At 65.9% G+C, this 26,996-nt stretch carries 27 protein-coding genes; 12 read left to right on the top strand and 15 right to left on the bottom strand.

What is annotated here, in order from left to right; all coding sequences use genetic code 11:
• Positions 1-101: 101 nt before the first annotated feature.
• Both QSJ34_RS12485 and QSJ34_RS12480 read right to left on the bottom strand, forming a co-directional pair.
• Positions 102-1,007 carry a DUF3667 domain-containing protein gene (locus tag QSJ34_RS12485; protein ID WP_285575686.1) on the bottom strand — a complete coding sequence of 302 codons (906 nt, stop codon included), beginning with the start codon at positions 1,005-1,007 and terminating at the stop codon, positions 102-104.
• Positions 1,008-1,100: 93 nt separating this feature from the next.
• A complete protein-coding gene (locus tag QSJ34_RS12480) occupies positions 1,101-1,622 on the bottom strand; it encodes a DinB family protein (RefSeq protein ID WP_285575684.1) in 522 nt (173 codons plus the stop codon).
• 68 nt (positions 1,623-1,690) lie between these two features.
• Between QSJ34_RS12480 and QSJ34_RS12475 the strand changes: the two genes are divergently transcribed.
• On the top strand, positions 1,691-1,867 hold the full coding sequence (locus QSJ34_RS12475; RefSeq protein WP_285575682.1) for a hypothetical protein: 177 nt from the start codon (positions 1,691-1,693) through the stop codon (positions 1,865-1,867).
• On the top strand, positions 1,864-2,016 hold the full coding sequence (locus tag QSJ34_RS12470) for a cupredoxin domain-containing protein (RefSeq protein ID WP_285575680.1): 153 nt from the start codon (positions 1,864-1,866) through the stop codon (positions 2,014-2,016). The genes QSJ34_RS12475 and QSJ34_RS12470 overlap by 4 nt, the downstream gene beginning before the upstream one ends.
• On the opposite strand, the gene QSJ34_RS12465 is transcribed toward QSJ34_RS12470, so the two are convergent.
• The gene (locus QSJ34_RS12465) at positions 2,013-2,369 is read right to left on the bottom strand and encodes a CZB domain-containing protein (protein WP_285575676.1); all 357 of its coding nucleotides are present in this window, start codon (positions 2,367-2,369) and stop codon (positions 2,013-2,015) included. The genes QSJ34_RS12470 and QSJ34_RS12465 overlap by 4 nt on opposite strands.
• Before the next feature lie 84 nt (positions 2,370-2,453).
• Positions 2,454-4,049 (bottom strand): methyl-accepting chemotaxis protein, encoded by a 1,596-nt coding sequence (locus tag QSJ34_RS12460; protein WP_285575672.1) that lies wholly within the window; start codon positions 4,047-4,049, stop codon positions 2,454-2,456.
• Between the two features lie 132 nt (positions 4,050-4,181).
• Between QSJ34_RS12460 and QSJ34_RS12455 the strand changes: the two genes are divergently transcribed.
• Together QSJ34_RS12455 and QSJ34_RS12450 are read left to right on the top strand one after the other, a co-directional pair.
• A complete protein-coding gene (locus QSJ34_RS12455) occupies positions 4,182-5,378 on the top strand; it encodes an MFS transporter (protein WP_285575669.1) in 1,197 nt (398 codons plus the stop codon).
• Between the two features lie 49 nt (positions 5,379-5,427).
• On the top strand, positions 5,428-6,651 hold the full coding sequence (locus QSJ34_RS12450; RefSeq protein WP_285575667.1) for an MFS transporter: 1,224 nt from the start codon (positions 5,428-5,430) through the stop codon (positions 6,649-6,651).
• A gap of 130 nt (positions 6,652-6,781) precedes the next feature.
• On the opposite strand, the gene hypD is transcribed toward QSJ34_RS12450, so the two are convergent.
• The 7 genes from hypD to QSJ34_RS12415 form a co-directional block, all read right to left on the bottom strand.
• On the bottom strand, positions 6,782-9,148 hold the full coding sequence (gene hypD, locus QSJ34_RS12445; RefSeq protein WP_285575664.1) for a trans-4-hydroxy-L-proline dehydratase: 2,367 nt from the start codon (positions 9,146-9,148) through the stop codon (positions 6,782-6,784).
• Positions 9,145-10,047: a glycyl-radical enzyme activating protein gene (locus QSJ34_RS12440; protein WP_285575662.1), complete on the bottom strand. Its 903-nt coding sequence runs from the start codon at positions 10,045-10,047 to the stop codon at positions 9,145-9,147. Before QSJ34_RS12440 ends, hypD begins: the two co-directional genes overlap by 4 nt.
• Positions 10,044-11,327 (bottom strand): peptide MFS transporter, encoded by a 1,284-nt coding sequence (locus QSJ34_RS12435; protein ID WP_285575659.1) that lies wholly within the window; start codon positions 11,325-11,327, stop codon positions 10,044-10,046. The genes QSJ34_RS12440 and QSJ34_RS12435 overlap by 4 nt, the downstream gene beginning before the upstream one ends.
• Positions 11,324-12,004 (bottom strand): GntR family transcriptional regulator, encoded by a 681-nt coding sequence (locus QSJ34_RS12430; RefSeq protein WP_285575656.1) that lies wholly within the window; start codon positions 12,002-12,004, stop codon positions 11,324-11,326. The genes QSJ34_RS12435 and QSJ34_RS12430 overlap by 4 nt, the downstream gene beginning before the upstream one ends.
• A gap of 36 nt (positions 12,005-12,040) precedes the next feature.
• Positions 12,041-13,423, bottom strand: a complete 1,383-nt coding sequence (locus QSJ34_RS12425) for an aminopeptidase P family protein (protein WP_285575653.1) — start codon at positions 13,421-13,423, stop codon at positions 12,041-12,043.
• A 173-nt stretch (positions 13,424-13,596) separates the two neighbouring features.
• The gene (locus QSJ34_RS12420) at positions 13,597-14,364 is read right to left on the bottom strand and encodes an SDR family NAD(P)-dependent oxidoreductase (RefSeq protein WP_285575650.1); all 768 of its coding nucleotides are present in this window, start codon (positions 14,362-14,364) and stop codon (positions 13,597-13,599) included.
• Between the two features lie 17 nt (positions 14,365-14,381).
• Entirely contained in the window at positions 14,382-15,737 is a 1,356-nt protein-coding gene (locus tag QSJ34_RS12415; RefSeq protein WP_285575647.1) for an aminotransferase class I/II-fold pyridoxal phosphate-dependent enzyme, read from the bottom strand.
• 166 nt (positions 15,738-15,903) lie between these two features.
• Between QSJ34_RS12415 and QSJ34_RS12410 the strand changes: the two genes are divergently transcribed.
• From QSJ34_RS12410 to QSJ34_RS12400, 3 genes are all read left to right on the top strand, one after another.
• Positions 15,904-17,049, top strand: coding sequence for an acyl-CoA dehydrogenase family protein (locus QSJ34_RS12410; RefSeq protein WP_285575644.1), 1,146 nt, complete (start codon positions 15,904-15,906; stop codon positions 17,047-17,049).
• A gap of 399 nt (positions 17,050-17,448) precedes the next feature.
• A complete protein-coding gene (locus tag QSJ34_RS12405; protein ID WP_285575641.1) occupies positions 17,449-17,652 on the top strand; it encodes a cold-shock protein in 204 nt (67 codons plus the stop codon).
• A gap of 105 nt (positions 17,653-17,757) precedes the next feature.
• Complete coding sequence (locus QSJ34_RS12400; protein WP_285575637.1) at positions 17,758-19,461, top strand: tetratricopeptide repeat protein; 1,704 nt, start codon at positions 17,758-17,760, stop codon at positions 19,459-19,461.
• 1 nt (position 19,462) lies between these two features.
• Here the strand turns inward: QSJ34_RS12400 and QSJ34_RS12395 are convergent, their stop codons facing one another.
• Entirely contained in the window at positions 19,463-20,521 is a 1,059-nt protein-coding gene (locus tag QSJ34_RS12395; RefSeq protein WP_285575635.1) for a tetratricopeptide repeat protein, read from the bottom strand.
• A 77-nt stretch (positions 20,522-20,598) separates the two neighbouring features.
• Here QSJ34_RS12395 and QSJ34_RS12390 point away from each other — a divergent pair, with 77 nt between their 5' ends.
• The 4 genes from QSJ34_RS12390 to QSJ34_RS12375 all read left to right on the top strand — a co-directional run bounded on the left by QSJ34_RS12390 (position 20,599) and on the right by QSJ34_RS12375 (position 23,523).
• A complete protein-coding gene (locus QSJ34_RS12390) occupies positions 20,599-21,522 on the top strand; it encodes a formyltransferase family protein (RefSeq protein ID WP_285575633.1) in 924 nt (307 codons plus the stop codon).
• A gap of 276 nt (positions 21,523-21,798) precedes the next feature.
• Positions 21,799-21,954: a hypothetical protein gene (locus QSJ34_RS12385; RefSeq protein ID WP_285575632.1), complete on the top strand. Its 156-nt coding sequence runs from the start codon at positions 21,799-21,801 to the stop codon at positions 21,952-21,954.
• A gap of 54 nt (positions 21,955-22,008) precedes the next feature.
• Positions 22,009-22,356: a PepSY domain-containing protein gene (locus QSJ34_RS12380; RefSeq protein WP_285575630.1), complete on the top strand. Its 348-nt coding sequence runs from the start codon at positions 22,009-22,011 to the stop codon at positions 22,354-22,356.
• Between the two features lie 126 nt (positions 22,357-22,482).
• The gene (locus QSJ34_RS12375) at positions 22,483-23,523 is read left to right on the top strand and encodes an SPFH domain-containing protein (protein ID WP_285575628.1); all 1,041 of its coding nucleotides are present in this window, start codon (positions 22,483-22,485) and stop codon (positions 23,521-23,523) included.
• 90 nt (positions 23,524-23,613) lie between these two features.
• Here the strand turns inward: QSJ34_RS12375 and QSJ34_RS12370 are convergent, their stop codons facing one another.
• The 3 genes from QSJ34_RS12370 to QSJ34_RS12360 form a co-directional block, all read right to left on the bottom strand.
• On the bottom strand, positions 23,614-24,576 hold the full coding sequence (locus QSJ34_RS12370) for a cation diffusion facilitator family transporter (RefSeq protein ID WP_285575625.1): 963 nt from the start codon (positions 24,574-24,576) through the stop codon (positions 23,614-23,616).
• The gene (locus tag QSJ34_RS12365; protein ID WP_285575623.1) at positions 24,576-25,361 is read right to left on the bottom strand and encodes an enoyl-CoA hydratase-related protein; all 786 of its coding nucleotides are present in this window, start codon (positions 25,359-25,361) and stop codon (positions 24,576-24,578) included. The genes QSJ34_RS12370 and QSJ34_RS12365 overlap by 1 nt, the downstream gene beginning before the upstream one ends.
• A 144-nt stretch (positions 25,362-25,505) precedes the next feature.
• The gene (locus QSJ34_RS12360) at positions 25,506-25,742 is read right to left on the bottom strand and encodes an acyl-CoA carboxylase biotin carboxyl carrier protein subunit (protein ID WP_285575621.1); all 237 of its coding nucleotides are present in this window, start codon (positions 25,740-25,742) and stop codon (positions 25,506-25,508) included.
• A gap of 130 nt (positions 25,743-25,872) precedes the next feature.
• On the opposite strand from QSJ34_RS12360, the gene ychF reads away from it, so the two are divergent.
• Complete coding sequence (gene ychF / locus QSJ34_RS12355; protein WP_285575619.1) at positions 25,873-26,973, top strand: redox-regulated ATPase YchF; 1,101 nt, start codon at positions 25,873-25,875, stop codon at positions 26,971-26,973.
• The last annotated feature ends 23 nt before the right edge of the window (positions 26,974-26,996 follow it).

The following is a 26,996-nucleotide window of genomic DNA, read 5'->3' as shown; positions in this document are numbered from 1 at the left end:
TCAAGCCGGGAATCACGTGTCCACAGGCCGGGCCCGGAGCGAACAGGCGTACCGCCGCCGTCGCGCTCAGCGTCCCAACTCCGCCTTGTCGAGGTTTCGACTCAGCCTGCCTTGGGCAGGGAGAGGATCGTCAGGCCCAGCAGGGCGACGCTGAGGATCAGGCCATAGGCCACGGACACCAGGCCGGCCTTGATGAAGCTGCGCACCCAGCCCCGCTTGAAAAGACGCTGCAGCGAGACCGCCAGGTGGACGGGGGGCGCAAAGAAGAGCAGGAATCCCGGCAGGCAGCCCCAGCCGCTTCCCGGCAGGGCCGCCAATCCCATCAGCAGGAGGATGACGAGGAAGGACACGACGTGGTGATGGAGGGAGATCACCATGTGATCGACGAACAGCGTCTTCGAACGCAGGTGCAGCAGCATGAGAATCCCCGCGAAGAGGGGCATGAGCACGAAGAGGCTCTTCGAAAGGTTCGACAGGAAGGTGTGGTAGAAGCGGTCCGGATCCTCCTTGGCACGCTTGGCGCGGGCCACGAGAGCGTCGACCCAGGGGGGGTTCGCCTTCCTTTTGGGGTGGGCCTCGGCGGCGGGCTCGACCCCGGCCTCTGTGAGGACCTCGGCGGCTCCCTCCCCTCCAACGGTTCCGGAGGTCTTGAGCTGGATCCCGTGGCCGGGCTTGCCCCCCTCGCCCTTGGAGCCCACGGGCACGAAGGAAAAGGCGAGGAAGAGCGCGAAACTGCTGAGGACGTAGAGCCGGAAAGGCGGCAGGTGGCGCACCCGGCGGCCGTTCAGGTATTCCTCGGCGAGAAAGCCCGGATGGCGGATCAGCAGCCACAGCGACTCCAGCACCTTGTGGTCCAGGTGCCAGAGGTCGTGCATGACGTCGTGCAGCAGACTCTTGAGCGGCAGGCGGCGGTTCTGGGCCTTCTGCCCGCAGCGGTGGCAGAAGGTCCCCTGCAGTTCCGCTTCGCAGTTCAGGCACAGGCGCTGGGAAGGCGTCGCATCAGACATCTAGGCTCCTGGCGCACCCCCCGGGCCGCCGCGCTTCATGATGCCACGGCGAAAGCGCCGGAAGCCCCCGGCTCTCTCAGGCCTTCGACGTCCTCAGACCTTCGGTGCCTCCAACCCGAATTCCGCCCAGCCCTCTTTTGTGGGGCCGTACGTGCTGGGCACGTGCAGGCCCGCCTGCCTCATGAGCACGGTCATCTGGCCGCGGTGGTGGGTCTGGTGGCTCACGAGGACGTAGAGGGCGAAGGCGCCCGTCCAGGTCTCGCCATAGAGGCTGAAATTGCGGCCCAGCTCCGTGTTGCTCCAGCTGCCGATGTGATCGAGCAGGGACTCGCTGGCGGCTTTGAAGGCTTCGGAGATCTCGGCCATGGTGGGCGGAGGCGGCGCGGCGATGAACCCGTCCGGCCCGAGACCCACGGTGCCCTTCACCCGGAGGCCCAGGTTCTGGGGCAGTTCGAGCACCGTTTCCACCAGGTGCCAGGCGATGCGTCGCAGGTCACGGTGCTGGGGGTCCACAGCCTGATGGGCAGCCGCGTCGGGAATGGCCCCGAAGACGGCCAGGGTCTTGTCCGCCTCCTGCTGCCAGATGGTCTTGAAGTCGTCCACGCGACGGAACATGCGGGTCCTCCTGAAGCGTCCGGGAAGCATACTCCCAAATGCGCAGGGGTGGCCGACCGGGACCGGGCGTGGGCCCCGGCTTCTTCGCCTACCGCATGCCCGGAACCTCCCGCGGGGCGCGGGCCGCGCTGGCCATCACCCTCACCAGGACGGTCCCGTTGAACCTCGCCTGCGAGCGCCACCTCACCCGGCTGGATTCCGGGGAGACCTACGGCCGCAACCTCGCCAGGAAGTGGACCAGGTGAACCTGGAATTCACGCCCTACGTGAAGGTGGTGCCCGTGGGGTCGGAGGTCTACTTCCCCAACAAGGACGACGTCCGCCACCAGGTCTACTCGTTCTCGGCGGCGCCCCGACACGGGCGGCAGCGGCTACCGCTGATCCGTCCCTGCTAGTGGGCCGGGACCAGGCGCTTGAGGCGCTGGACGGCGACGGCGATCTCCTTCGAATCCTCGGGGAATTCGCGATCGAAGATGTCCTGGGCGGCCTTGACGTTGCCGTTCAACGCCATGCGCACCACCTGGCCGGCCTTGACGTGGAAATGCGCGTGGCAGCGCTGGAGCTCCTGGAATTCGGGCAGGTCGTGGAACTGCCTGCGGCCTTCACCGTGGATCCAGCGGCCCAGTTCGCACTGGTCGTCCCTGCTCACGATGGCCGGATCCAACTTCTCCTGGGAAGTGCCACCCAGGATCTGGTTGAGGCGGGATTTCCACTGCTGATGGACGAGCACGGCATGATGAAGATCCATGGGTCACCTCTGCATCCAGACATCGGCCGGGCGCTGGTCCGGCATGATTACGGTTCGGATCGGCAACGCCGATTTTTGCTTGGTTCAGACTTGGAACCGATTCACGGTTTGGGCCAGGCCATCGGCGACGCGGGCCAGTTCGTGGGAGGTCTGCGCCACCTGGATGATGCTGGCGGAAAGCTGCTCGGAGGCGGCCGCATTGCGCATGGCTTCGTCGGAACCCAGCCGGGCCAGTCCGTCCACCTCGCGGACGGCGGCGGATTCCTGGGTCGTGCTGGTGCCGATCTGGGCCACCATGCCAGAGAGGCTCGAGATGCCCTCGCTGAGGCGGGCCAGGGCCTGTTCGCTGGTGGCGACCGTCTCCTGCCCCTGCGTCACCGCTTGATGCGTCTGATCCGTGAGTCCGGCGATTTCGCGGGCCGCCGTGGCGGACCGTTCGGCAAGCTTGCGCACTTCTTCCGCGACCACGGCGAACCCCTTGCCCTGGGCGCCGGCCTTGGCGGCCTCGATGGCCGCGTTGAGGCTGAGCAGGTTGGTCTGGCGGGCGATGTCCTGGATGAGCTGGACCGCCTGCACGATCTTGGTCGTCACCACCTGGATATCGGCCATGGCCTGGATGGTGGCCTGCCCCGCGGCGCGGCCCTCTTCGGCGATCCGCACCGACGTCTCGGCCTGGGTGCGCGCCTCGCCCACGGTGCGGTCGACGAGGGCGATGGATTCCATGAGGCGGGTCAGGGCCTCCGTCGTCCGTGCATGCGACACGCGAAGGGATTCGGAACCCCGCGCCACGTCTTCGGCGGCGGTTTTCTGGGCCTCGCCTGTGCTGGAAAGCTGCAGGGCGCCCGAAGCCACCTGCTCGGAGGCGACGAGGATGACCTTCACATCCTTGCGGAGGGAAAGGGTCATGTCGTTCATTTCGCGGCCCAGGTCGGCCAGTTCATCCGAGCCCTTGATTTCGACCTGGGAGGTGAGGTTCCCCGTGGTCGCGGCGGACATGATCTTCTGGAAGCGGCCGAGGGTTCCCCGGATCGTGTGGATGGTGAGGTGCGTTCCATAAAGGGTCAGCAGCACCGCCAGGCCCATGCCTCCCGTCACGATCCACCACATGCGGTGCTGAGCGGCCGCCAGATCATCCAGGTACATGCCGCTGCCCAGCACCAGGCCCCAGGGTTGGAAAGCCTTCACGAAGGAGACCTTGGGCACCACGCCCTGGACGCCGGGTTTCGTGAATGAATAGGAGACGAAGCCCTCCTGCTGGGCCTTCGCAAGATCTGAAAATTCTCGGTAGATGGTGCGCCCCTCCGCATCCTTGGTGGCGGCCATGGACTGGCCCACCAGATCCGCCCGCGCGGGATGCATCCGTATGTTGGCGTCGAAATCCTGGATCCAGACGTAGTTTCCATGCTCGAAACGCAGGGCCCTGATGGCCTTGAAGGCTTCTTCCATGGCCCGGTCATGGCTCAGTTCGCCCGCGGTTTCGCGGGCCTGGAAGGCGCCGAGCACGCCCCAGGCCGCCTCGACCATGAACCGGGCGGATTCCTGCCGATGCTCCTGCAGCTGGGCGTGGAAGTTCGGCAGCACGAAGACCACCTGCTCGACGCCGAACAACAGGAGGATGCCTCCTGAAAGAAGCAGGATCTTGCCTCGGAATTTCAAGCCTCGGAGCAGGGCGCTCAACATGGGAAGACCCCCGAGATCGAACTGTGAAATGACAGACCATGTGGACGGATTCACGACGAATCGGTTCCTTTTTCGAGGTTCTTGAGAAATCGCGGGAAAACGGGCCGCCGCACGGCCTGTCATCCTGGAGTCATGGCGCGAACCGACGCCCCCAAAAACCGCCTCCTGACGGCCCCGTTCCTGGTCCTCTGCTGCTTCTATTTCCTCGTCTTCGCGGCGGGTTATCAGCTGTTTCCCGTCGTGCCCCTGCGTTTGCGCGAACTGGGCGCGAGCCTTGCCGAAAGCGGGCGCTTCCAGACCGCCTTCATGCTGGGCTCGGGCTTCGGATCGCTGTTCACGGGGCCCATGGGAGACCGCCTCGGGCCCCGCCGGGTGCTGCGGGTGGCCTCTTTCGCCGTGGTGGCCATCCTGCTCGTCTACGCGCTGCTGCGGGTGCGCTGGGTCTTCTACCTGCTGGCGCCCCTACACGGCCTCCTGTGGTCTGCGCTGCGCACCGCCTCCGTGGCCAAGGTGGGCGTCATCCTCTCCCACGAGCACCGGGCCCAGGGCCTGTCCCTCTTCGGCCTCACGGGGCCCGGCGGCGTCGCCGTGGGGCCCCTGGTGGGACTCTGGCTCATGCCGCACCTGGGTTTCGCCTGGATGCTCGTCCTACTGGCGGGAGTCTTCGTCCTGCTGCACCTGCTCATCGGATCCCTGCCCCGCGAAAGCAGCCGGGAGATCCAGTCCGCGGCCTTCCAGTGGCCGGACCGCGCGGTCTGGGGCACGGTGGCCGTGATGACGCTGGTGGGACTCGGCTTCGGCCCCATGCCGCCCTACAGCGCCCAGGAGGCCAAGGCCCTGGGCATGGCCCTGCCCGCCACCTTCCTCACCTGCTTCGCCCTGGGCATGATGGCCATCCGCGGCCTGCTGGCCCTCACGGGCATGGGCCGCCGCCCCGTGAGCCTGCTGCCCTACATGATCGCCCTGGCCTCCGCGGGGTACGCCCTGCTGGCCTTCCTGCCCGGCGGCATGATCCGCCACCTGCTCGCGGGGCTCATCTACGGGGCCGGCTACGGCATGGTGCATACGCTGCTGCTCATGGACATCTTCGCCACCACGCCCCACGAACGCACCGGGGCCGCCGTGGGAGCCCTCTTCTTCGCCTTCGACGCGGCCACCGCTTTCGGTGCCCTGGGCCTGGGTTGGGTGATGGAGCACTCGGGCTTCCGCCACGGCTGGGCCATCGGCGCCGTCCTCATGGCCCTCTCCATCCCCGTGGCCCGCCGCATCGTCCGGCGGAGTGCGGCCATGACAACCGAGCCTGATCCATCTGGCATCCTGGAAGGATGAGCACGCAGCAGGAGCGAAGTGCCACTTTGGCAAAGCCGAAGCCCGAAGGGTGCGGCACAGGGAGGCTCCGCCTCGGCAAGCGGAGCGCGCCGGAGCACGCACCGCGTGCGTTAGGCGGAGGTGCCGCATGACGGATCTGTCAGTATCCAAGCCCCGGCTCTTGACCCGCCAGTTCGCCCTGGTTTGGGCCCTCACCTTCGTCACCTTCTTCGCGGCCTTCCAGCTCTTCCCCACGGTGCCCCTGCGCCTGCGGGAACTGGGCGCCAGCCTGGCGGAGAGCGGACGCTTCATGAGCCTCTTCACGGCGGGCAGCGCCCTCGGCGCGCTGTTCACAGGGCCCCTGGGCGACCGGGTGGGCCACCGCCGCCTCGTCGTCACCTGCGCCTTGCTCTATGCGGGCTTCCTCGCGGCCTATGCCCTGATGCCCGTCCGGTGGGGCTTCTACCTCCTGGCCTTTCCCCACGGTGTCGTCTGGTCGGGGCTGCTGACGGCCACGCTGGCCTCGCTGGCCCACGTGCTGCCCGAGGATCGCCGCGCCGACGGCATGAGCCTCTACGGCCTGGCCAGCCCGGGGGGCGTCATCTTCGGACCCCTGCTGGGCATGTGGATCTTCCAGCATTGGGGCTTCGCGCCCATCGGGTGGTACCTGGCCCTGCTCTTCCTCCTGCTGGGCGCCCTCGGCAGCATCCTGCCCAAGGACCATCCCCACGGCCGCGCCGAAGGTTTCAAATGGCCCGATGCGGTGGTGCTGGCGCCTTGCATGGTGCTGTTCTGCGTGGCCCTGGGCTACGGCGCCCTCGGCAGCTACACGGCCCAGGAGGGCCTGGCCCTGGGCATGCCCCTGCCCTCAGCCTTCCTCTCCTTCATGGCCGTAGGCATGGTCCTCATGCGGATCGCCATGGTGAAGCGGGGCTTCGGCAAGCGTCCCATTCGCAAGTTGCCGGGCATGCTGATCGGCGCCTTCGCCGGCATGGCCCTGTTGGCGGCCCTGCCCGGCGGCATGGCGCGACACATGGCCTCAGCCCTGCTCTACGGCGCGGGCTACAGCATGCTCCACACCCTGCTCAACGCGAAGCTGCTGGAATCCGTCGACCCCCAGCGAAGGGGATCCGCCTTCGGCGCCCTGCTCTTCGCCTTCGATTCCGGCATCGGCCTCGGCAGCTTCACCCTCGGCTGGGTCATCGGCCACCACGGCTACCGCATGGGCTGGGCGCTCGGCGCCCTCGCCATGCTCGCCGCCCTGCCTGTGGCCCTGAAGCTTGGCCGGGACTGAACGATTCAAAAGCGAACCGCGAATGGCGCGAATCGCCCTTCGGGCGCGCGAATGAAAAACTGGGGTGACCGGCTGGGATCCCCAGATACTCATCTCACTTCATTCGCGTTCATTCGCGATTAGAAGCCCTTCACTGCGCGAACGTGTCGTGCTCGGTGCGGCGGATGATCTCGTCCTGCAGCTCGAGGGAGAGGTCGCAGAAGTAGTCGGAATAGCCCGCCACGCGCACGATGAGGTCGCGGTGGCTCTCGGGCTTCTCCTGGGCCTCCCGCAGCTTGGCGGCGGTGACGACGTTGAACTGGATGTGGTGACCGTCCATCTTGAAGTAGGTCCGCACGAGGTGGTGCAGCCGGTCGATGCCGCCTTCGCCTTCCAGCAGTCCCGGCGTGAACTTCATGTTGAGCAGGGTGCCGCCGGTCTTCACGTGATCCATCTTCCCGGCGGAGCGCAGCACGGCCGTGGGGCCCGAGCGGTCCGCGCCCTGCACGGGCGAAATGCCCTCGGAAAGCGGTTCTCCGGCCTTGCGGCCATCGGCCGAAGCCTGGCAGACCTGGCCGAAGTAGACGTGGCAGGTCGTGGGCAGCATCTCCAGCCGGTAGGCGCCGCCCTTGGTGTTGGGCCGGCCATCGATGGCGTGGAAGAGGAAACGGAAGACGCGGACCATGAGGTCGTCCGCCGCCGCGTCATCGTTGCCGTACTTGGGTGTCTTGTTCAGCAGGCGCTGGCGCAGGACCTCCTGACCTTCGAAATCGACGTCCAGGGCCGAGACCAGCTCCGGCAGCGCCAGGTCGCCCCGCTCGAAGACGAGCTGCTGAATGGCCGACAGGCTGTCCGTGAGGCTGCCGATGCCCACGGCCTGAATGAAGGTGTTGTTGTAACGGGCGCCGCCGGCGTTGTAGTCCTTGCCCTTCCGGATGCAGTCGTCCGTGAGCACGGACAGGAAGGGCGCGGGCATGCGCGTGGCGTAGAGGCGCTCGATGACCTGGTTGCCGCGGATCTTGATGTCGAGGAAGTGATGGGTCTGAGCCTCGAAGGCCTGGAGGAGGTCGTCGACATTCCGGAAGGATTCAGGCGCGCCCGTGTGCGGTCCCAGCTGGCGCCCTGTGCGCGGATCCAGGCCGTCGTGCAGGGCCAGCTCCAGCATCTTGGAGAGGTTGAAGTAGCCCGTGAGGATGTAGGCCTCCTTGCCGAAGGCGCCGACCTCCACACAGCCCGAACACCCGCCGGCGCGCGCATCCTCTAGCGACTTGCCCTGGCGCAGCTGTTCTTCCACCACGGCGTCGGCGTTGAAGAGCGAGGGGAAGCCGTAACCGTTGCGGATCACCTTCAGCGCGTGCTTGAGGGTGGCGTCCGGCGTCTTGCGCGAAACCTGCACGTTGCTGCTGGGCTGGAGCAGGTGCATCTCGTCGATGATGTCCAGCAGCAGGTCCGTCAGCTCGTTGCTGCCGTCGCTGCCATCCGGCAGAAGCCCCGCCAGGTTGAGGTTGGCGAAGTCTGTGTAGGTGCCGCTTTCCGCCGCCGTGACGCCCACCTTCGAAGGCGAGGTGTGGTTGTTGAACTTCACGAAGAAGCATTCCAGCAGTTCGCGGGCCCCTTCACGCGTGAGGCTGCCTTCCTTCAGACCGCGCTGGTAGAAGGGCCAGAGGTGCTGGTCCAGGTGGCCCGGGCTGAAGGCGTCCCAGCCGTTGAGTTCGGTGATGACGCCCTGGTGGCAGAACCAGTAGTACTGGAGCGCCTCATGGAAATCCCGCGGCGCCTGGGCAGGCACCCGGCGGCATACCTCGGCGATGCGCCGCAGCTCCGCGGCGCGGGTGGCGTTCGTGGTCTGGGCCGCGAGCCGCTCCGCTTCGGCGGCGTGACGTTCCGCCAGCAGGATCAGCGCCTCGCAGGCGATGTCCATGGCCTCCAGCTGGGCGCGCTTGTCCTCGGCCTCGGGATCCTTTTCGACATCCAGCAGCGCCTTGGAGCAGGCGATGTCCGCCTGGAAATCCCGCAGGCCCTTCCGGTAGATCTTGTCGTCCAGCACGGTGTGGCCCGGCGCGCGCTGCTCCATGAATTCGGTGAAGACGCCCGCCTCGTAGGCGTCGTGCCAGGCCTGGGGCAGCGTCTGGAAGAGCTGGTCCCGCAGGCTGCGGCCCTGCCAGAAGGGGATGATCTCCCGCTCATAGACACGGATCATGGCCTCGTCCACCTGGTAGCGGGTCTTGGGCCGGGTGTCGAGGATGCGCAGATCCTCCGCCGAATGGCAGGTGAGTTCGGGATAGGTGGGTACGGCCTTGGGGCGCGGCCCCCGCTCGCCGACGATCAACTCGCCCTCGCCGATCCAGATGGTCTTGTGCTGGCAGATGTACTTGAAGGCGAGGGCGCGCATCACGGGAATGGCGTGCTTGCCCAGGTGTTCCCGATAGAAGGCCGTGATCAGCTCCGCCCGCTCGGGGCTGAGGGAGGGGATCGCGTCCAGGCTTTCCTGGCGCAGGCGGGCGGTACGCTCGTTCATAGGTTGCCTCCAATGGTGGCGGGGATGCCGTGGGCCCGGAACAGATCCGCCAGGCCCACCATGCGCTCGGCGGTGGGCGGCTGGACGTGGTCCAGGAGATACTGCCTTCCGATGCGGCGGAACTTGGCCGCGCCGGTGCTGTGATAGGGCAGCAGGTCCAGGCGCCGCACGCCGGGGATCCCGGCCACGAAGCGGGCCGTGGCCTCGAGGTTCTCCACGTCGTCGTTGACACCTGGGATGACGGGCACGCGGATCCAGATCTGGCCATGCACCTGGCCCAGGGACTCCAGGTTCGCGAGGATCGCGGCATTGCCCGCGCCGGTCCATTCGCGGTGTTTGACGTCATCCATGTGCTTCAGGTCGAAGAGCACCAGATCCGCCAGGGCCGCGGCCTCCAGCAGATCCTCCAAGCGCCCGAGGCCGCAGGTATCGAGCGCCGTGTGCACACTGCGACGCCGGAGGGCCGCGAGCATGTCCTTCACGAAGACCGGCTGCAGCAGCGGTTCTCCGCCGGAGAGGGTGACGCCGCCGCCGGACTCATCGAAAAAGGGCTGATCCCGCAACACCTCATCCATCAGCTCGTCCACGTCCACGTCGCGGCCCAGCAGTTGCCGCGCGCCCGTGGGGCAGATCTCCACACAGGCCTCGGGTCGCGAGCTCGGATCCTCTCCCGGTCCGCAGAGGCTGAAGCAGCTGCCACAGGCGATGCAGCGGTTCTCCTGGGTGATCAGCTCCCTGGCCAGGGACTGGCTTTCGGGGTTGTGGCACCAAGCGCAATCCAGCGGACAGCCCTTCAGGAACACGGTGGTGCGCAGGCCGGGCCCATCCTGGAGGGAGTAGCGTTGGATGTTGAAGATCCGGCCTTTTCCCGCAGGGACCGAACCCAAGCCCGTGTTCACGGGACGACCTGGGTATCGAAGGTCTTGAGGCGCCGGAAGAGGAGCAGGGTCAGGCAGGCGGAGAAGCCCAGCAGGGCCGCCAGTAGCAGGTAGTAGTGGTCGTGGGGGAAGCGCCCGTAGCTGCGCCCGAGGAAGCCGGAGCCGTATGATCCCGTGGCGGTGGCTGCGAACCAGCAGCCCATCATCAGGCCGCGGATCTTGGGCGGCGCCACCTTGGAGACGTAGGAGAGCCCCATGGGCGAGATGAGCACTTCCGCCAGCGTGATGAAGCCGTAGGCGCCGATGAGCCAGCCCGGCGACATGAGGGGCCGGTCCAGGTTGCCGCCCAAACGGCTGGCCAAGGCCATGACGAGCATGGAGCCGCCCATGATGAGCATGCCGGCGAGGATCTTGCCGGGCGTGGAGGGCTCGCAGTTCTTCCGTTTCATCCGCGCGAACAGGGCCAGCATGGGCGGCGTGACGACGAGGATGAAGAAGGGCTGGAAGAACTGGTAGGTCTCGGGGCGCAGCAGGTTGTAGGCCTTCGTGGAGCGCTGCGCGAAGAGCGTCATGGCGAAGCCGTTCTGGTAGAAGGCCGTCCAGAAGAAGATGGCCACGAGGAAGAGCCCGCCCAGGGCGAGCAGGCGCGGCATGAATTCCTCCGGCGCCGCGGAATCCTCCAGACGCTGCTGCTCCGCCGCTGCGGCGCTGGTCGCGGGGAAATGCCGAAGGCCTCGCAGGAAGAAGACCTGGGCGAAAACCATCCCGACGGCGGCGATCCAGAAGGACACCCGGTAGCTGCCGAACCAGATGCTCATGGCCGTCGCCACCAGCGGGGCGACTGCGGCGCCGATGTTGATGCCCATGTAGTAGAGGTTGTAGCCCGCGTCCCTGAGCTGCGGCCGGTCTTCATACAAACTGCCCACCAGCACGGACAGGTTGGCCTTGAGGATGCCCGCGCCGATGCCCACCAGCAGCAGGCCCGCGAAGAAGGGCGTGACCGCAACTCGCGAGGAGCAGCCCAGGCTCGCGTAGCCCAGGGTCATGAGCACGGCCCCCGTGCGCACCGTGCCCGTGCGCCCCAGCACCCGGTCGCCCAGCCAGCCGCCCACCACGGGGAAGAAGTAGCTGAGCCCCAGGAAGGCGCCGTAGATGGTGCCCTTGGTGGCGTCGTTCCACCCCATCTCCTGGTCCATGTAGAGGGTCAGGATGGCCATGAGGATGTAGAAGCCGAGGCGCTCCCACATCTCGGTGAGGAACAGGGTGCGGAGCCCCGCGGGATGCCGTTCGGTTGTGCTCATCCCTGCTCCTGGAAATAGACCTGGTGGACGAAGGATTCCTGCACGTTGAAGCCCCAGTGCACATCCCTCAGGTAGGCCGCGGCCTCCTGGAAGGCCCCCGTCTCAAGCAGGCGGATGACCTCCTCGTGCTCGTTCATGCCGCTGTGCTCCCAGTTGACGTGGAGCCGCTCGAACTTGCGGTTCCAGTCGTAGAGCTGCTGCTTCTTCGAGTGGACGAGGGCGCTGATCCGCCCATTGCCCAGGCGGTCGAGGAAGAAGTCATGGAAGGCGTAGTTGGATTCGTAGTAGCCCTCGTGGTCGCCCTCGTCGATGGCGCGCCTGGTCCGGTAGGCCAGATTCTTCAGATGAACGAAATCCGAGGGCGTCATGGTGGGCCCGACGGCCAGGACAGCGGCGGATTCCAGGGCCCCCACCAGCTGGTAGATCTCCTGGATGTCCCGCAGGTCGAGGCTTCTCACCGCCACACCGCGCCGGGGCGAGATGGTGACGAATTCCTCCACCTCCAGCTGGATCAGGGCGTCCCGCAGGGGCGTCCGGCTGATGCCGAGGTCAGCGGCGAGCCGGTTCAAATCCAGGAAGGCGCCCGTATCCAGGCTTCCGCGTTTCAGTTCGGCCCTCAGGTACTCGTAGACCTGCTCGCGCAGCGACTTCACGATGATCGGGTTGCCTTGGGTCATGCCTGGAACCTCCCTCGATCGTCCAGCCTAGGTCCTTCAGGATCGGTGCGCTTCCAATTCCTCCACCGTGCGCGGCTTGGGCCGGCCCAGGAGCCGACGCCCGTTTGCGGTGATGAGGAAATCCTCTTCGATGCGCAGCCCGCCGAAATCCCGGTAGGCATCGAGCGCTTCGTAATTGATGTAATCGAGGAAGCGCCCCTCGCCTTTCCAACGATCAATCACGCCGGGCATGAAGTAGATCCCGGGTTCGACCGTGAGGACGAAGCATTCTTCCAGCTCCCGGGCCAGGCGCAGGGATTTCAGCCCGAACAAGGTGCTCTTGGGGCGGCCCTGGTAGCCCACCCACACCTCGCCCAGGTTCTCCATGTCGTGCACGTCGAGGCCCATCAGATGTCCCAGGCCGCAGGGGAAGAAGAGCGCGTGGGCGCCCAGGTCCACCGCATCTCCCACGTTGCCCTTCATCAGGCCCAGGTCCTTCAGCCCTCCGGCCAGCGTGCGGCAGGCCATCAGGTGGATCTCGCGGTAGGGCACGCCGGGCTTGAGCGCATCCACCGCATCCAGGAAGGCCTTGAGGACGAGGTTGTGGATGTCCCGCTGGCGGCTCGTGAAGGTCGGGGCGATGGGGAAGGTGGTGGTCAGGTCCCCCGCGTAACCGCTCGCGGTTTCCGCGCCCGCGTCGAGCAGGAAGAGCTGGCCGGGCTTCAGCGTGTGCGTGTAGTCATGGTTGTGAAGCACCTCGCCATGCACCGTCGCGATGACGGGGTAGGACAGGCCCCCGCCCGCGGCGATGGCCATCTCCGTCATCCGCCCCGCGATGTCCGATTCCTTCATGCCCGGCCGGGCCATGGCCATGGCCTCGAAGTGCATGTCCACCGAGGTGTTCACGGCCCGCTCGATTTCCGCCACTTCCTCGGCGCTCTTGCGGATGCGGAGCTCGGATACCGCGCGGATGAAGGGCACGGAGACGGCCGCGCTCTGCCCTTTGAGCGAAAGCCCCAGCAGATCGTGCAGCAGGATCCGGTGCTCGGCGCGGTAGGGGGGCAGGAAGTGGATGGGACGGCCCGCGGACTGGGCCTTGCGGAGCACGTCGCCCAGGGCATGGAACCGTGCCGAATCCGCAATGCCAGCCGAGCTGGCGAACTCCTGGACCCTGGGAAGCGGCCCGGTCCAGACCAGGTCGTCCACCGTCGCATCATCGGCGAAGAGCGTCGTCCGCCCCTCGTCCAGATCGATCACGATGGCGCAGCCGGGGCGGTTGATGCCCGAGAAGTAGAGGAAGGTGCTGTCCTGGCGGAACGGATAGGCGTTGTCCCGGTAGTTCATGGGACTCTCGTCATTCCCCAGCAAAAGCAGCAGACCGCCCTCCATCTGCTTCTGCAGGCGGACCCGCCTTTCCGTGTGGCACTGGGTTGAGGACAAGGACACCTCCCGGGTCTGGGACTTTCGGATCTGATCCTTAATATATCAGAAATGGACTCGACAATACTCTTTTTTGCTTCTTATTTCCTAAAACAGATCGGGCAATTCTTTTAAAAAATGACCTTCAAAAACGTCCGGAGGGAATCAATACCCCGTCAAAGCAGGCCACAGCCCTAGGATCGGCGGTGCAGCTTGTGGACGGCGGCCTGGTCAGTGCATTTCACCTGGATTTCGTCGATGTTCACATGATCAGGCAGCATGAGGCACCAGCGCACGCATTCGGCCACGTCGTAGGCCGTGAGGGGCTTCACGCCCTGGTAGACGGCGGCGGCCTTGGCGTCGTCCTTCAGGCGCACGTTGGAGAACTCGGTCTCGGCCATGCCCGGATCCACGGAGGTCACACGGATCTGCTCGCCGTTCACTTCCAGGCGCAGGCTGCGCGCCATGGCCTTCACGCCGAACTTCGACGCGCAGTAGACGCTACCGCCCTCGTAGGCCTGGTGCCCTGCGGTGGATCCAATGAAGAACACGTGGCCCCAGCCCGCCTTGCGCACGTGCGGAAGCCCGGCGCGAATGGTCTTCACCACACCTTCGACGTTGGTGCGCATCATCGCCTCGAGATCCTCGTCCGGCGTCTCCCACATCTTGAAGGTGCCGCTGGCCAGGCCCGCATTGGCGACGATTACGTGCAGGCCACCCAGCGCCTCGACGGCCTCGGCCACGAAGGTATCCACGCTGGCGGTGTGGCGCGTGTCCACAGAGCCCGCGAAGGTCCGGATGCCGTAGGCCTTCTGGAGTTCCTCGGCCAGGGCCTTCACGCGCTCCACGCGACGGGCGCCCAGCGCGAGATGGCAGCCCTGGGAGGCCAGCAGCCGGGCCATGGCTTCGCCAAACCCGCTGGAGGCGCCGGTGATCAGGACGATGGGATGCTCGGGGCGCATGGGGACTCCCTGGTGAATCACTTGTAGGTGCGATGGAAATCACCGAGCGCCTGCACGACCTTCTTGATCTTCTCGGTGGGGGGCAGGATGGTGGTGCGGAAGTGGGCGGTACCTTCGGCTTGGCCGAAACCCGATCCCGGCACCACGCAGATGCCCGTCTGTTCCAGCAAGGCCATGGCGTAGTCGAAATCCGAGCGCCCGGCTGGCAGGGTAATGCTGGGGAAGGCGTACATGGCCCCCGCGATGACGTTGCAGCTGATGCCTTCCACGCGATTCAGGCCCTCGGCCAGCAGGATGGCGCGCTGCTTGAGCGTATCGAGGATGCCACCCTTCTCCGCGGCGTACTGGGCGTACGAGGGCATGCCGGGCTTGGGGGGACGCACCATCGCGTAGGTGGCGGTCTGGCCCGCGAGGTTGGCGCAGAGGCTCACGCTCTGCAGCTTGAGGATCTGCGCGGCCACGTCGTCGGGCACGTTCCGGTACTCGAAGTAGCCGCCGCGCACGCCGCATTCGCCGAGGAAACCCTTGGAGCAGGAGTGGAAGCTGAAGAGGGAGACATCCTTCACGTCCATCTGGTGGAGCACCTTGGCGAACGAGGTGAACTCATCACCCGCCAGGTAGATGTTCTCCTGATAGACCTCGTCGGCCAGGATCGAGAGCCCGTGCTCCTTCGCGAACGCGATGATCATCTCGATGTTGGCTTCGTCCAGCACGGCCCCCGTGGGGTTGCCGGGGTTGATCACGCAGATGGCCTTCACATGGGTGCCCTGGGCCTTCGCCTGGGCCAGGGAGGTTTCCAGCATGGTGTGGCTCAGCTTCCAGCCGTTGGCCTCGTCGAGGTAGTAGGGCACCATGCGTCCGTCATAGAGCGTGATGGTGGCCGAATAGAGCGGGTACTGCGGGATGGGCACCATGATGCCGTCCTGGGGTCCCGAGATGAGCAGGCGTAGGATGGTCTGCACGCCCTTGCTGGCGCCATCCGTGAGGAAGATGGCGTCGGGATCCACGCCGATGTGGTCGCGTTCGAGGATGAACTCGGCCACGGCTTCGCGGATGAAGCGCACCCCGCGGCTTTCGCTGTAGGCCCCCAGGCCATGCCTGGTGCCGCCCAGGATCGCCTTGGCCGTTTCGACCACATCCGCCGGAAAGGCCCCGGGCGCCTGAGTCATGAGCTCGGGATACTCGCAGAGGGCGAGGATCTGCCGGTTCCAAGTGAGGGCCTTCTGCCCCAGGGACTGCGGGTTACCGATGTTGCAGTAGATGATCTCGCGTCCCTGCTTCTCCAGCTCGGCCGCCCGCGCCACGATGGGACCGCGCACCGCGTATTCGGTTTCGAGCACGGCTTTTCCAAGATCTGTCAATTGAATGGTCATGAGCGCTCCAACCCTTGAGTTTAACGCGGGATCCCCGTGTGACTGGCGTCATCCTACTCCGCGTCAGGAGGCCCGACTCTTGGCGGAGGCCGCGGCGGCGATAGACTGGAGGTTCGGTTCCCCCAAAGCCCAGCCCCCTCCCCTCCTTTTTCTCCAAGAGGCATGCATGATTGGTTTCACCCTTTCCCCCGAGCAGCTGGCCGAAAAAGAACGCGCCCATACCTTCGCCGAGAAGGTCATGCGTCCCGTGGCCCGCAAGTACGACGAAACCGGCGAATGGGCCGTAGACGTCTACAAGACGGCCTTCGATTACGGCTACCTGCAGGCCCTCGTGCCCGAGGATTGCGGCGGACCCGGTGCCAGCCAGATGGAGGAAGCCATCGTCTGCGAGGAACTGTCCTGGGGTTGCGGCGGCCTCTACACCTCCATCATGGCCAACGGCCTGGCCATGACGCCCCTGCTCATCGCCGCCAGCCCCGAGCAGAAGAAGAAGTGGCTGGGCATGCTGGCCGAAGAACCCAAGTTCGCGGCCTTCTCCCTTTCCGAACCCAATGCCGGATCCGACGCCGGCGGCATGAGCTGCCGCGCCGAGAAGAAGGGCGATAAATACATCATCAACGGCACCAAGTGCTACTGCACCAATGGCGGCTACGCCGACTGGTACGCCCTGTTCTGCAGCACCGACCCGACCAAGGGCGCTCGCGGCACCAGCTGCATCGTCGTCCCCCGCGACACGCCGGGCCTGGTGGTGGGCAAGGCCATGGACAAGATGGGTCAGCGCGCCAGCAACCAGGTGGAGCTCTACTTCAACGACGCCGAGGTGCCCGTCGAGAACCTGCTCGGCAAGGAGGGCATGGGCTTCGTCATCGCCATGAAGACCCTCGATCAGACCCGTGCCGCCGTGGCCGCCGGCGGTGTGGGCGTGGCCCGGGCCGCCTATGAGATCGCCCTCGACTACGCCAAGACCCGCATCCAGTTCGGCCAGCCCATCTTCGCCAACCAGGCCATCAGCTTCATGCTCGCGGACATGGCCAAGAAGATCGAGGCCAGCCGCCTGCTCACCTGGCAGGCCGCCTGGATGACCGACAACGGCATCAAGAACTCCAAGCAAAGCGCCATCGCCAAGACCTTCGCCACCGACACCGCCATGGAAGTCAGCACCGATGCCGTCCAGATCCTCGGCGGCAACGGCTACAGCCGCGACTACCTCGTGGAAAAGTGCATGCGCGACGCCAAGCTCCTGCAGATCTATGAGGGAACCAACCAGATTCAGCGTCTGGTGATCGCGAAAGAGATCCAACAGGGAAATTGATCGTCAGGGAGTGAACCGCTGGTTCGTTCAAACACATAGGTTGGCCACCACTTTTGTCTGAAATCCAACAGGCAACCGAGCTGTCAGCCTCTTGAAAGTCGCAAAGAAGCGGCCCACCGGCCGCTTCTTTGCGTTCACCGACAGAAGGAGCGCCCCGCCGCCTCCCATCAAAACCCGATACCTCCCTCAGATTTTGGGTCTTGAAGCCCCCCACGCCCAACCCTAGAATCCCTTTCAACCAACCATCTTTATCAGCCATAGAGCCGTGAAGAGGGGGAGGGACTCCCGCCGGGGATCCCTGCATTTCTCCGGAGCGCAAGCCCCCGCGACCCGCATGCCTGGTGCGTGTCGCGCGATCAACCTCCAGGCGCATGGGGCCGGGTCCCCGGGAAAACCGTTATGTCCGAAGGCACCGTCAAATGGTTCAACGCCGAAAAGGGTTTCGGCTTCATCACGCCCGATGAGGGGGGCGCTGACATCTTCGTCCACTACTCCGCCGTGCAGACCAAGGGCTTCCGCACCCTCGAAGAGAAGCAGCGCGTCAGCTTCGAGGTGGTGCAGGGTCCCAAGGGCCCCCAGGCCGCGAACGTCAACAAGGTCTAATCCCCCTTCTCTTCCTGGAAGCGAGCCCCGCCCGGGGCTCGCTGCATGCAAGCCCCCCGAGGGCGATATCCAGCGACCCTGCGCCGGGCTCATACTCGACCCATGATGGTATTTCGACGACCCTGGGTCCTCCGGGCCCTCCTGCTCCTGCTGCTGGCTTCGGCCGCGGTCGTCGCCATGGGCCTCCTGACTTCGCCCGGGGGAGGCCTCTCACCGCTTTCCGCCCTGACCCTGTCCGTCGGGGCCATGGGCCTGGGCGGCTGGCTCGGCATCCGGGCCCGAGTCCACTGGATCGACCGGCCCCGTTTTCTCCGGGCCGAGCAGCGCTGGGCCGAAGGTGACCATCCCTACGATGTGCTCCAGACCCTGGGCAATCCCCCCTGGATGCGCGGAGAACTCGGCTACCGATTCTTCCTGCTGAAAAGCACCCTTCACCTGTCTCTGGAACACCGCGACCAGGCTTGGGTGGAGGCCCTGGAGGCCCAGCTGGCCAGACTCCCCCTTTGGAAGAGCCTGCTCGTGGCCCAGGCCTTCCAGAAGGTGCCGGGAACCCCGAGCGCCCGGCGGTTGGCCTGGGGGAAACGGTTGCTCGCCTGGGCCCCTCAGATGGGTCGTCTGCAGCATCTGCAAGGCATCCTGCTGCTCCGCGCGACGGATCCGGAGTCCCTGCACCAGGCCTGGCGCCATTTCGAAGCCGCCCTGCCCCTCTCCTGGGACGACCCCCTCGTGCTCGAAGACCTCCTGTTGGCGGGCCTTCAGCACGGCAAGGAGGATGTGGCCGAACAGGCGCTCCGCGTGCTCGAATCCCGGCATGGCGACCCGCGCCTTCCCTGGGATCGGGGCGCAGCAGGCATGTACCTGCTTCGGAACGGGCGTCATGCCGAGGCCCTGGCCCTCGTCCAGGGCATGCCACCCGAACGGCGCACGCACCCCCTCCATTGGCTGGCCGAAACCGTGGCCCGTCGCCAGCTGGGGGATCGCGAAGGCGCTTGGCGGGTGATCGGGACCGCCATCACCCAGCTGCCCCACGCTTTCCGCCTCTGGATGGAACGCTACCAGATCGCCCTGGAATTGCACCGAGACCAGGAGGCCCTGGAAACGCTGGAACGGGCCTGGCTGGCCCTACCCGAGGGCGAGGACAGCGAATCGCTCCGTCAGGAGTGGCACCTGCGGCGGGCTGAATTCGCCTTCTGGTGGGAAGATCGTCCCACCTTCGCCAGGGAGCTGCTGGCCCAGGTTCCCCTGGAGCGGCAAGGGGATCACCATCCGCCCCTGCGGCTCCAGGTCCAGGTGGCCGAAGGCGATTACGAAGCGGCCTATGCGGAGGTTCTGGCCCTCCTCAAAGAACAACCCCAGGATGTCGACCTGCTGTTGCTTCAAGCCGACTGCCTGGCGGGCATGGACGCGTGGGAAGCCCTCCTGCCCTATCTCGAGGGACTCGGAGAAGCCTGCCGCGAACGGCCTACCTACTGGCACCTGCTGGGGCTGGCGCGCGCCCACCTGGGGGATCCGCTTCCCGCCCGCCTGGATCTGGAAAGGGCCGTGCGCATGGATCCCCATGGGCTGAGATACCTCCTGGATGCCGGCCATGCCTGCGCCGAGCTCGGGGATTGGGACCGGGCGGAAAGCCACTGGCGGCAGGCCCTGCACGTGGATCCCCAGGCCGAAGAAGCCCTCATCCACCTCGCCGAGGCCCGGAAGGAACTGCAGGACCTGGACGGCGCCCGCCGTTACCTGCGGGAATGCCTCCTCCATCACCCGGACAGCCAGGATGCCCAGACCCGGCTCGCGGAGCTTGAGGCGAACTGAATCAGGTCGGCTTATCGCCCCTCAGCAACGCCAGCTTGCTGTCGTAGCGGGCCTGCATCTCCGGCAGGGCCCACTTGCGCGCCTTCTCCAACGCCTTGATGGCATCCTTCCGCTGGCCCTGCGCAAGGCTGATGCGCGCCTGGATCAGATAGAAGTCGGATTCCCGCGGGAGAAGACGGATGGCCTGCTTGATGCGCTTTCCGGCTTCCTCCCACTGATTGTCCCGGTAGGCCTCTTCGGCGAGGAAGGCATTGAAGAAGGGGTCATCCTTCCGGATCTCCATGCCCCGGTCCCGGTAGGCCTGGGCTTCGGCCACGCGCCCCTGGGCCCTCAACAGCCCCTCCAGGTTGCCGCAAGGCGCGCCGTCCTTCGGATCGGTGGCAATGGACTTGAGGAAGGATTTCTCAGCCTCGGCTTCGAGCCCCTGGCGCTGCTGGACCACACCCAGGATGTTCCACCCGATGCCCGAGCTGGGATCAACTTCGATGGACTGCTTGGCCGAGGCCAAGGCCTCCTCGATCCGGTTGTCTTCCATTAATTCGACCGCACGGTTGCTGAAGAAGAGGGCCTTCACCCGCTTGGGTTCCAACTTCTTGACGAGGTGGAGGTCCCGGCGCACATCCGGCAGGAAATCCACGATCAATGGCGCGTTGATGAGGCCGGCCGGCACCATCGCGACGATGTGACGTTCGTAGCGCACTACCGATCCCACGCGACGCCAGCGGCTGATCCTCATGGATTCGCCGTAATTCGCCTCGATATCGACGGACTGGCAGGCGGCCACGTTCAAGGCCGTCAGCGTGAGGCAGTTGGCTTTGCGATCCCGCATGGCCTCGGCTGGCGTACGTGTATAGGTGTTGTCGTACGTGATGCCCAGGCCGCCTTCCTCCGGTGAGGCGAAGAAAGCTCGGACGAGCGCCTGAACCTTGTTGCTGACCCCCATCTGAGTGTTGGTGTGTTTCCACGCGAAGGCCTTCAATTCGGGCGGCGCCTCGAAGGGATCCTCCCCTGCGGCCAGGAGGGCCGCGCTGAGCAGGAAGGGCAGGATTCTCAAGCGCACCGGAAACCTCCAACTCAACATAGGTCTACGGACAGGGGAATCAATGGATTATGCGATCCTTGGAGGTCGAGGCTCCCATGACCAAACCGAAAGCCGTTGTCTGTGCCTATTCCAGCGTGGGAACCGCGGCCCTGGAGGGGCTGCTGGAGGCCGGAGTCGACGTGGCCGCCCTCTACACCTACGCGCAGGGTGCCGATGAGCAGTGGTTCACCCCGCCGGCCGCGGTGGCCCAGGCCCAGGGCATTCCGGTGCACATGGCCCCGGCCTTCAATGATGATGCGGTCTACGAGGCCATCCGCGCGCACCAGCCGGATTTCCTCTTCAGCTTCTATTTCCGGGAGATGATCCAGGCCCGGTTCCTCGAGATTCCGCGCCTCGGCGCCTACAACCTGCACGGCAGCCTGCTTCCGAAGTACCGGGGCCGCGCGCCCCTCAACTGGGTGCTGGTAAAAGGGGAAACCGAAACCGGCATCACCCTCCACGCCATGACGCCGAAGCCCGACGACGGCCATATCGTCGCCCAGGCCCGGCTGCCCATCGCCTGGGACGAAACGGCCCTCAGCCTCACGGACAAGGCCGCCGCCGCAGGGCGGGACCTGGTGCGCGGAGCCATCCCCGGACTGGTGGACGGATCCGCCCAGCACATCGATCAGAAGACCCTCGGCCCCTCCACCTACTTCGGTGGCCGCAAGCCGGCGGATTCCCGACTGGACCTTTCAATGGGCGTCCAGGAGGCCTTCAACCAGATCCGCGCCGTGGCCGATCCCTGGCCCAACGCCTTCCTGGAGACCCCTGCCGGAACCGTGAAAGTGGCCTGGGCCCTGCCGAGCGCCGAGCCCTGCCCGCCTGGCCGCTTCCGCGCGACGCGGGAAGGCGTGCTGCTGGGTTTTTCCGACGGAGCCCTGCGGCTCCACACGCTCAAAGCCCGGGGCCTGCGGATCGAACGCCCCAGTGATCAGGCGGATCTCCTGCGGGAGCTTGGGCTGGAAGAGGCCCGCTGAAACCACGGATCGAACCCACCGGCTTCCCGCTAGCCTGAGCGGCACTCAAAACCACCGGGAGCGTGCATGCGCCGCGCCATCACCGGCACCGGCACCGGCATTGGCGTCCCTCCCTACGTGGTCACCAACGAGGCGCTGTCCCGGCTCATGGACACCTCCGATGAGTAGATCCGCGTGCGCAGCGGTATCCAGGAGCGGCGTTACGCCGATTTGGGCCAGGGATCAACCGAGATCTGGGCCCCGCCATCATCGAGGGCCGCGACGGCTCAATCCGCCGTGACGTTGATGCCCCAGGCCGTGCGCGAAGTCTGCGCTGTCTCAGGCCTGGCCGTGGAAGCCCTCGACCTCGTGCTGGTCCGCCCGGGCATGAACCTGAGGTTCACCGCCCTGGATTCGGGCCTGCACTGGGGTGCCGCGCTCTACCGGGCCTGATTGCCGACTCGCAGGCAGCTGGCTAGAATCCTCGGAAATCCCCAAGGAGATCCCATGCGTGCGCGCCCTTTGGCCCTGGCCCTTCTCGTCCCAGCCTTGGTGTTCGCTGCGGGCACGACCAAATCCCGCAGGCACACCTCGGGGCCCGTCAAATCCGCCAAGGAGGCCAAGGCCATCGCCGAACAGGAAACCGGCGGCAAGGCCGTCTCGGCCCGCCGCATTCCCCTGAACGGCGCCTCCGGGGGCTGGGAGGTGGATCTCCGTGTGCCGAATGAAAGCCAGGGATGGCGCTGCGTCATCGATTCGGACACCCACCTGATCCACAGCAAGACCCGCATCGACCAGCCCGGGGCCAAGGGCAGGGCCGAAGGTCCCCTGCGCATGGTGAAGGGGACCCGCTGACGGCCCGCTCCGGGGACTGCCCGGTGGCCGTCGTGGATTCGCCGGTTTTTCCCTCCGAAAGCCACGCCCCATTTGCCAAGGCGCCTAGAATCGTACCTGTGGCCGATGCCACGAGGAGAACAAGACATGGGTCTGATGGACTGGGGCAAAGCCCAATTCCTCGACATTCTCGAATGGCTGGATGATTCCAACGACACCCTGGCCTGGCGCTTCCCCATGCGGGGTCAGGAAATCCAGAACGGCGGCCAGCTGGTGGTGCGCGAAAGCCAGGAGGCGGTCTTCGTCAACGAAGGCCAGATGGCGGATGTGTTCAAGCCCGGCACCCACCGGCTGACCACCCAGAACCTGCCCATCCTCGCCACGCTGAAAGGCTGGAAGTACGGCTTCGAAAGCCCCTTCAAGAGCGATGTCTACTTCATCTCCACCAAGCTCTACAACGACCTGAAGTGGGGTACCTCGAATCCGATCATGATGCGCGATGCCGACTTCGGCATGCTGCGCATCCGGGCCTTCGGCATCTACTCCATCAAGGTCGTCGACAGCGCCACCTTCCTGCGCCAGCTCGTGGGCACCAACGGCGTCTACACCGTGCCCGACATTTCCGAGCAGCTGCGCAAGACCATCATGAGCCGCTTCACGGACGTGCTGGGCGAGGCCAAGGTGCCGGCCCTGGACCTGGCTTCGAAATACGACGAGCTGTCGGATCTCGTCCGTCAGAAGCTCGCCGAAGAATTCAAGACCATGGGCCTGGAACTGTCCAAGTTCTTCGTGGAAAACATCAGCCTTCCCGAGGAAGTGGAAGCGATGATGGACAAGCGCACCGGCGTGGGCATGATGGCCCCGGTCATGGGCGCCTACACGCAGATGCAGGTGGCCGACAGCATCCCCCTGGCCGCCCAGAACCCCGGCGGTGTCGCGGGCATGGGCATGGGCGTGGGCCTCGGTTTCGGCATGGGCAACATGATGGGCCAGCAGATGGCCGGATCGCAGCAGATGATGGGCCAGCAGGGCTTCCCTGCCGGCAGCGCGCCCGCCCCCGCCGCACCCGCGAAGTCGCTGAAAGAAGAACTGACCGAGCTGAAGGACCTTTTCGACAGCCAGCTCATCAACCAGGCCGAATACGACACCCAGCGCGGCGCCATCATGAAGAAGCACGGCATGGGGTGACGGTCGTCATCAGCTTTCAGTGAAAAAACGTGCGGCCCAATGGCCGCACGTTTTTCATTGCGCGAGCGGGGCTCGCAGGCCTGAACGGGGTCAATCGTGATCGTGATGATGGTGACCTTCGGCCTCGTGCTCGTGGACGAAGCGGTGCAGGTGCCGCTCGGCCATGGCCGCGGTCTCGAAGTGCAGGGTGAGGTGGCGCACGCCGTAGTGGTCGCAGAGCAGGTGCTCGACGCGCTGCTGATGGGCTTCCGTATCCACCAGCCGCTCGACCTCCACGATGATGTGGGCCGTGCAGACCGTCAGGTGGCTGCAGACCCGCCAGGAGCGCAGATCCTCCACGCCGAGGATGCCGGGGAGCTTCAGCAGATCGGTCTTGGCCGCCTCCTGATCGAAGGCCGCGCGGTGCATGAGGATGCCGACCGCGTCCCTCAGCAGCAGATACGCACCGCGGAGGATCACCATCGAGATGCCCGCGGCCAGCAGGGGGTCCACCCAGCGCCAGCCGGTGAAATGGATCACCACCATGCCCGCCACCACCGCCACGTTCGCCAGGCTGTCGCCGAGGGCGTGGAGGTAGGCGCTGCGCAGATTGAGATCCCGTTCCTGCCCCGTGCCTTCCGTCGGTACGAGCACGAAGGTCGCCGCCAGGTTCAGGGCGAGCCCGAGCAGGGAGAACCCGATGGCCCATCCGAGCTTGATGGCGTGCGGATGCCGGACGCGGTCCCAGGCTTCGAACAGCACGGCCCCGGCCAGCACCACCAGCAGGAAGACGCCCAGCAGCGTGTTGAAGATCTCGATGCGATGCCAGCCGTAGGTCCAGCGATCACAGGGCTCGCGGCGATTGGCCAAACGGATGCTGCCCAGGGCGAGCAGGTTCACCGCCGCGTCGTTCAGGTTTTCGAGGCTATCGGACACCAGGCCCAGGGATCCGGTCCAGAGGCCGCCGAGGCCCTGAACCAGGAAGTTCAAGCCGAAGATCAGGGAGCTGAGGGCCAGGCGCCCCGTCGCGCTGGGGCCCTGGCCCCCGGGGATCGAACCGTGGGAATGGCTCATCACTCGCCTCGGTACTGGGGTTTGCGCTTTTCGCGGAAGGCGGCGAGCCCCTCCAGCCGATCCTGGGTGGGGATCACCTGGGCATAACAAGCCTGCTCAATGGCCAGGCCCGAATCCCGATCCACCTCCAGCCCCTTGTTCACGGCCTGTTTGGCCATGCGCACGGCCACGGGTCCGTTGGGAAGGATCTCCCGGGCCAGGGCCAGGGCCGCATCCAGGGCTCCCCCAGCGGGAGCCACCCGATCCACCAGCCCAATGCGCTCGGCTTCCTCGGCGCCGATGCGCCGCGCCGTGAAGATCAGCTCCTTGGCGCGAGCCGCGCCGATCAGCCGCGGTAGCCGCTGTGTGCCCCCGGCGCCGGGGATGATGGCCAGTGAGGTTTCCACCAGGCCCAGCTTCGCCTCGGCCCCGGCGACGCGCAGATCCGCGGCCAGGGCCAGTTCCAACCCGCCGCCGAAGGCCGCCCCCTCGAGCACGGCGATGACTGGCATGGGCAGATCTTCCACTTCGGTGAAGGCACTTCTCAAGCCATGGACGAAGGCCGTGGTCTCCGCGGGCGACATGGCCGCGCGTTCCTTGAGGTCGGCACCGGCGCAGAACACGCCCGGAACGCGGCTGTGCAGCACCACCACGCGCACGGCCGAATCAGAACGAAGCTCGGCCAGCGCCCGGCGAAATTCCTCCATGAGCCGCCGTCCCAGGGCGTTCTTGGCTTCGGGCCGGTCCAGGCCCAGCAGCGCGATGCCTGAATCATCTCCCTCAAGGCGTTCGAGACGGAGTTCCATCAGGCCAGCTCGGCGATGGCTGAGGCCTCATCCTGGCCCACCGCGTCACCTGCCGAAACGCAGGTCCCCGCGGCATCCCCTGCCATCCCGGCATACACCAAAGCCATCTGTCACCTCGTGCGGACGATGGCCCAGTGTAGCGAGCTAATCATCCCGGTCGGAATCCCCGATCACCACGAGGTCGTCATCCTCGTAGGCGAAATCGCCCTCCTCGAGCAGGATCTCCCGGACCTTTCCGCCTTCCGGCGCGTTGATGTAGAAGGAGGTGCGGGAGGAGTCGGTGCCCTCGAGGATCATCAGGGGCTCGTCCTCTTCCACTTCCTGGCCGGGGCGGACAAGGACGTCCACCACATAACCCGGCCATTCCGCCCGCACAATCATGTTGCCTCCCACTCGCCGTTCCCCGACCTTGGCGGGGAGAGTATGGCGCGATGCGCCCTTGCGCAAGCCCCGGAAGCAGTTCTTTTCGTCACATCCTCACTCTGAGATACTGAAAGGCTTGGAGGATGGAATGGCTGTCGCTTGTGGCATCGTGGGTCTGCCCAATGTGGGGAAATCCACCCTTTTCAACGCCCTCACCCGCGCGGGCGCGGCTTCGGCCAACTATCCCTTCTGCACCATCGAGCCCAACACGGGCGTGGTGGATGTGCCAGATCCGCGGCTGGCGGCCCTTGCCGAGATCGTGAAGCCCCAGCGCATCCTGCCCGCGGCGCAGGAATTCGTCGACATCGCGGGCCTGGTCCGCGGCGCCAGCAAGGGCGAGGGCCTGGGCAACGCCTTCCTGGGACACATCCGGGAGACCGACGCCATCGTGCAGGTGGTGCGCTGCTTCGAGGACACCAACGTCACCCACGTGGAGGGCGGCGTGAACCCCGAGCGCGACCTCAGCATCATCGAGACCGAGCTGGTCATCAAGGATCTGGACGCCATCGAGAAGGGCCTGGAGCGCCACCGCAAAGTCGCCAAGACTGGCAACAAAGAATCCATCGCCATGGTGGCCGTGCTGGAGCGGCTCCACGCCGTGCTCAACGACGGCAAGTGGGCCCGCACCGCCGGCCTTTCCGCCGACGACAAGGTGCTGGTGAAGTCCTATGGTCTGCTCACGCTGAAGCCCACCCTCTTCGTCGGCAACATCGGGGAAGAGGACATCCGAAACCCCCAAGGCAACGCCCACTACGTGAAGCTGCAGGCCCTGGCCGCCGAGCGGGAGGCCCCCTGCATCCCCATCTGCTCCAAGCTGGAAGCTGAGATTCAGGATCTGCCCGAGGAGGACCGCCCGCTCTTCCTGGAGGAGGCGGGCCTCGCCGAGCCCGGTCTGAACGTCCTCATCCACGCCAGCTACGACCTGCTGGGCCTCCAGACCTACTTCACCGCCGGGGTGAAGGAAGTCCGTGCCTGGACGATCCACAAGGGCGACACGGCGCCCCAGGCCGCGGGCGTCATCCACACGGACTTCGAAAAGGGCTTCATCCGCGCCCAGGTCATCGCCTATGAGGACTTCATCCAGTGCAAGGGCGAGCAGGGCGCCAAGGATGCCGGAAAAATGCGAACCGAAGGGAAGGAATACGTCGTCAAGGACGGCGATCTGATGAACTTCCTCTTCAACGTATGACCTCCCCGGTCTAGGACTCATTC

The sequence above is a fragment of the Geothrix limicola genome, from assembly GCF_030268085.1.
Taxonomy (GTDB): Bacteria; Acidobacteriota; Holophagae; order Holophagales; family Holophagaceae; genus Geothrix; species Geothrix limicola.
Note: the sequence above shows the minus strand (reverse complement) of the source record. Positions and strands in the feature narration are given on the sequence as shown.

What these genes read in the sequence shown, in the direction of transcription:
- QSJ34_RS12485 (WP_285575686.1), bottom strand. Translation starts at nt 1,007, where the DNA reads ATGTCTGATGCGACGCCTTCCCAGCGCCTGTGCCTGAACTGCGAAGCG.
- QSJ34_RS12480 (WP_285575684.1), bottom strand. Translation starts at nt 1,622, where the DNA reads ATGTTCCGTCGCGTGGACGACTTCAAGACCATCTGGCAGCAGGAGGCG.
- QSJ34_RS12465 (WP_285575676.1), bottom strand. Translation starts at nt 2,369, where the DNA reads ATGGATCTTCATCATGCCGTGCTCGTCCATCAGCAGTGGAAATCCCGC.
- QSJ34_RS12460 (WP_285575672.1), bottom strand. Translation starts at nt 4,049, where the DNA reads ATGTTGAGCGCCCTGCTCCGAGGCTTGAAATTCCGAGGCAAGATCCTG.
- QSJ34_RS12455 (WP_285575669.1), top strand. Translation starts at nt 4,182, where the DNA reads ATGGCGCGAACCGACGCCCCCAAAAACCGCCTCCTGACGGCCCCGTTC.
- hypD (WP_285575664.1), bottom strand. Translation starts at nt 9,148, where the DNA reads ATGAACGAGCGTACCGCCCGCCTGCGCCAGGAAAGCCTGGACGCGATC.
- QSJ34_RS12435 (WP_285575659.1), bottom strand. Translation starts at nt 11,327, where the DNA reads ATGAGCACAACCGAACGGCATCCCGCGGGGCTCCGCACCCTGTTCCTC.
- QSJ34_RS12430 (WP_285575656.1), bottom strand. Translation starts at nt 12,004, where the DNA reads ATGACCCAAGGCAACCCGATCATCGTGAAGTCGCTGCGCGAGCAGGTC.
- QSJ34_RS12420 (WP_285575650.1), bottom strand. Translation starts at nt 14,364, where the DNA reads ATGCGCCCCGAGCATCCCATCGTCCTGATCACCGGCGCCTCCAGCGGG.
- QSJ34_RS12415 (WP_285575647.1), bottom strand. Translation starts at nt 15,737, where the DNA reads ATGACCATTCAATTGACAGATCTTGGAAAAGCCGTGCTCGAAACCGAA.
- QSJ34_RS12410 (WP_285575644.1), top strand. Translation starts at nt 15,904, where the DNA reads ATGATTGGTTTCACCCTTTCCCCCGAGCAGCTGGCCGAAAAAGAACGC.
- QSJ34_RS12405 (WP_285575641.1), top strand. Translation starts at nt 17,449, where the DNA reads ATGTCCGAAGGCACCGTCAAATGGTTCAACGCCGAAAAGGGTTTCGGC.
- QSJ34_RS12400 (WP_285575637.1), top strand. Translation starts at nt 17,758, where the DNA reads ATGGTATTTCGACGACCCTGGGTCCTCCGGGCCCTCCTGCTCCTGCTG.
- QSJ34_RS12390 (WP_285575633.1), top strand. Translation starts at nt 20,599, where the DNA reads ATGACCAAACCGAAAGCCGTTGTCTGTGCCTATTCCAGCGTGGGAACC.
- QSJ34_RS12380 (WP_285575630.1), top strand. Translation starts at nt 22,009, where the DNA reads ATGCGTGCGCGCCCTTTGGCCCTGGCCCTTCTCGTCCCAGCCTTGGTG.
- QSJ34_RS12375 (WP_285575628.1), top strand. Translation starts at nt 22,483, where the DNA reads ATGGGTCTGATGGACTGGGGCAAAGCCCAATTCCTCGACATTCTCGAA.
- QSJ34_RS12370 (WP_285575625.1), bottom strand. Translation starts at nt 24,576, where the DNA reads ATGAGCCATTCCCACGGTTCGATCCCCGGGGGCCAGGGCCCCAGCGCG.
- QSJ34_RS12365 (WP_285575623.1), bottom strand. Translation starts at nt 25,361, where the DNA reads ATGGAACTCCGTCTCGAACGCCTTGAGGGAGATGATTCAGGCATCGCG.
- QSJ34_RS12360 (WP_285575621.1), bottom strand. Translation starts at nt 25,742, where the DNA reads ATGATTGTGCGGGCGGAATGGCCGGGTTATGTGGTGGACGTCCTTGTC.
- ychF (WP_285575619.1), top strand. Translation starts at nt 25,873, where the DNA reads ATGGCTGTCGCTTGTGGCATCGTGGGTCTGCCCAATGTGGGGAAATCC.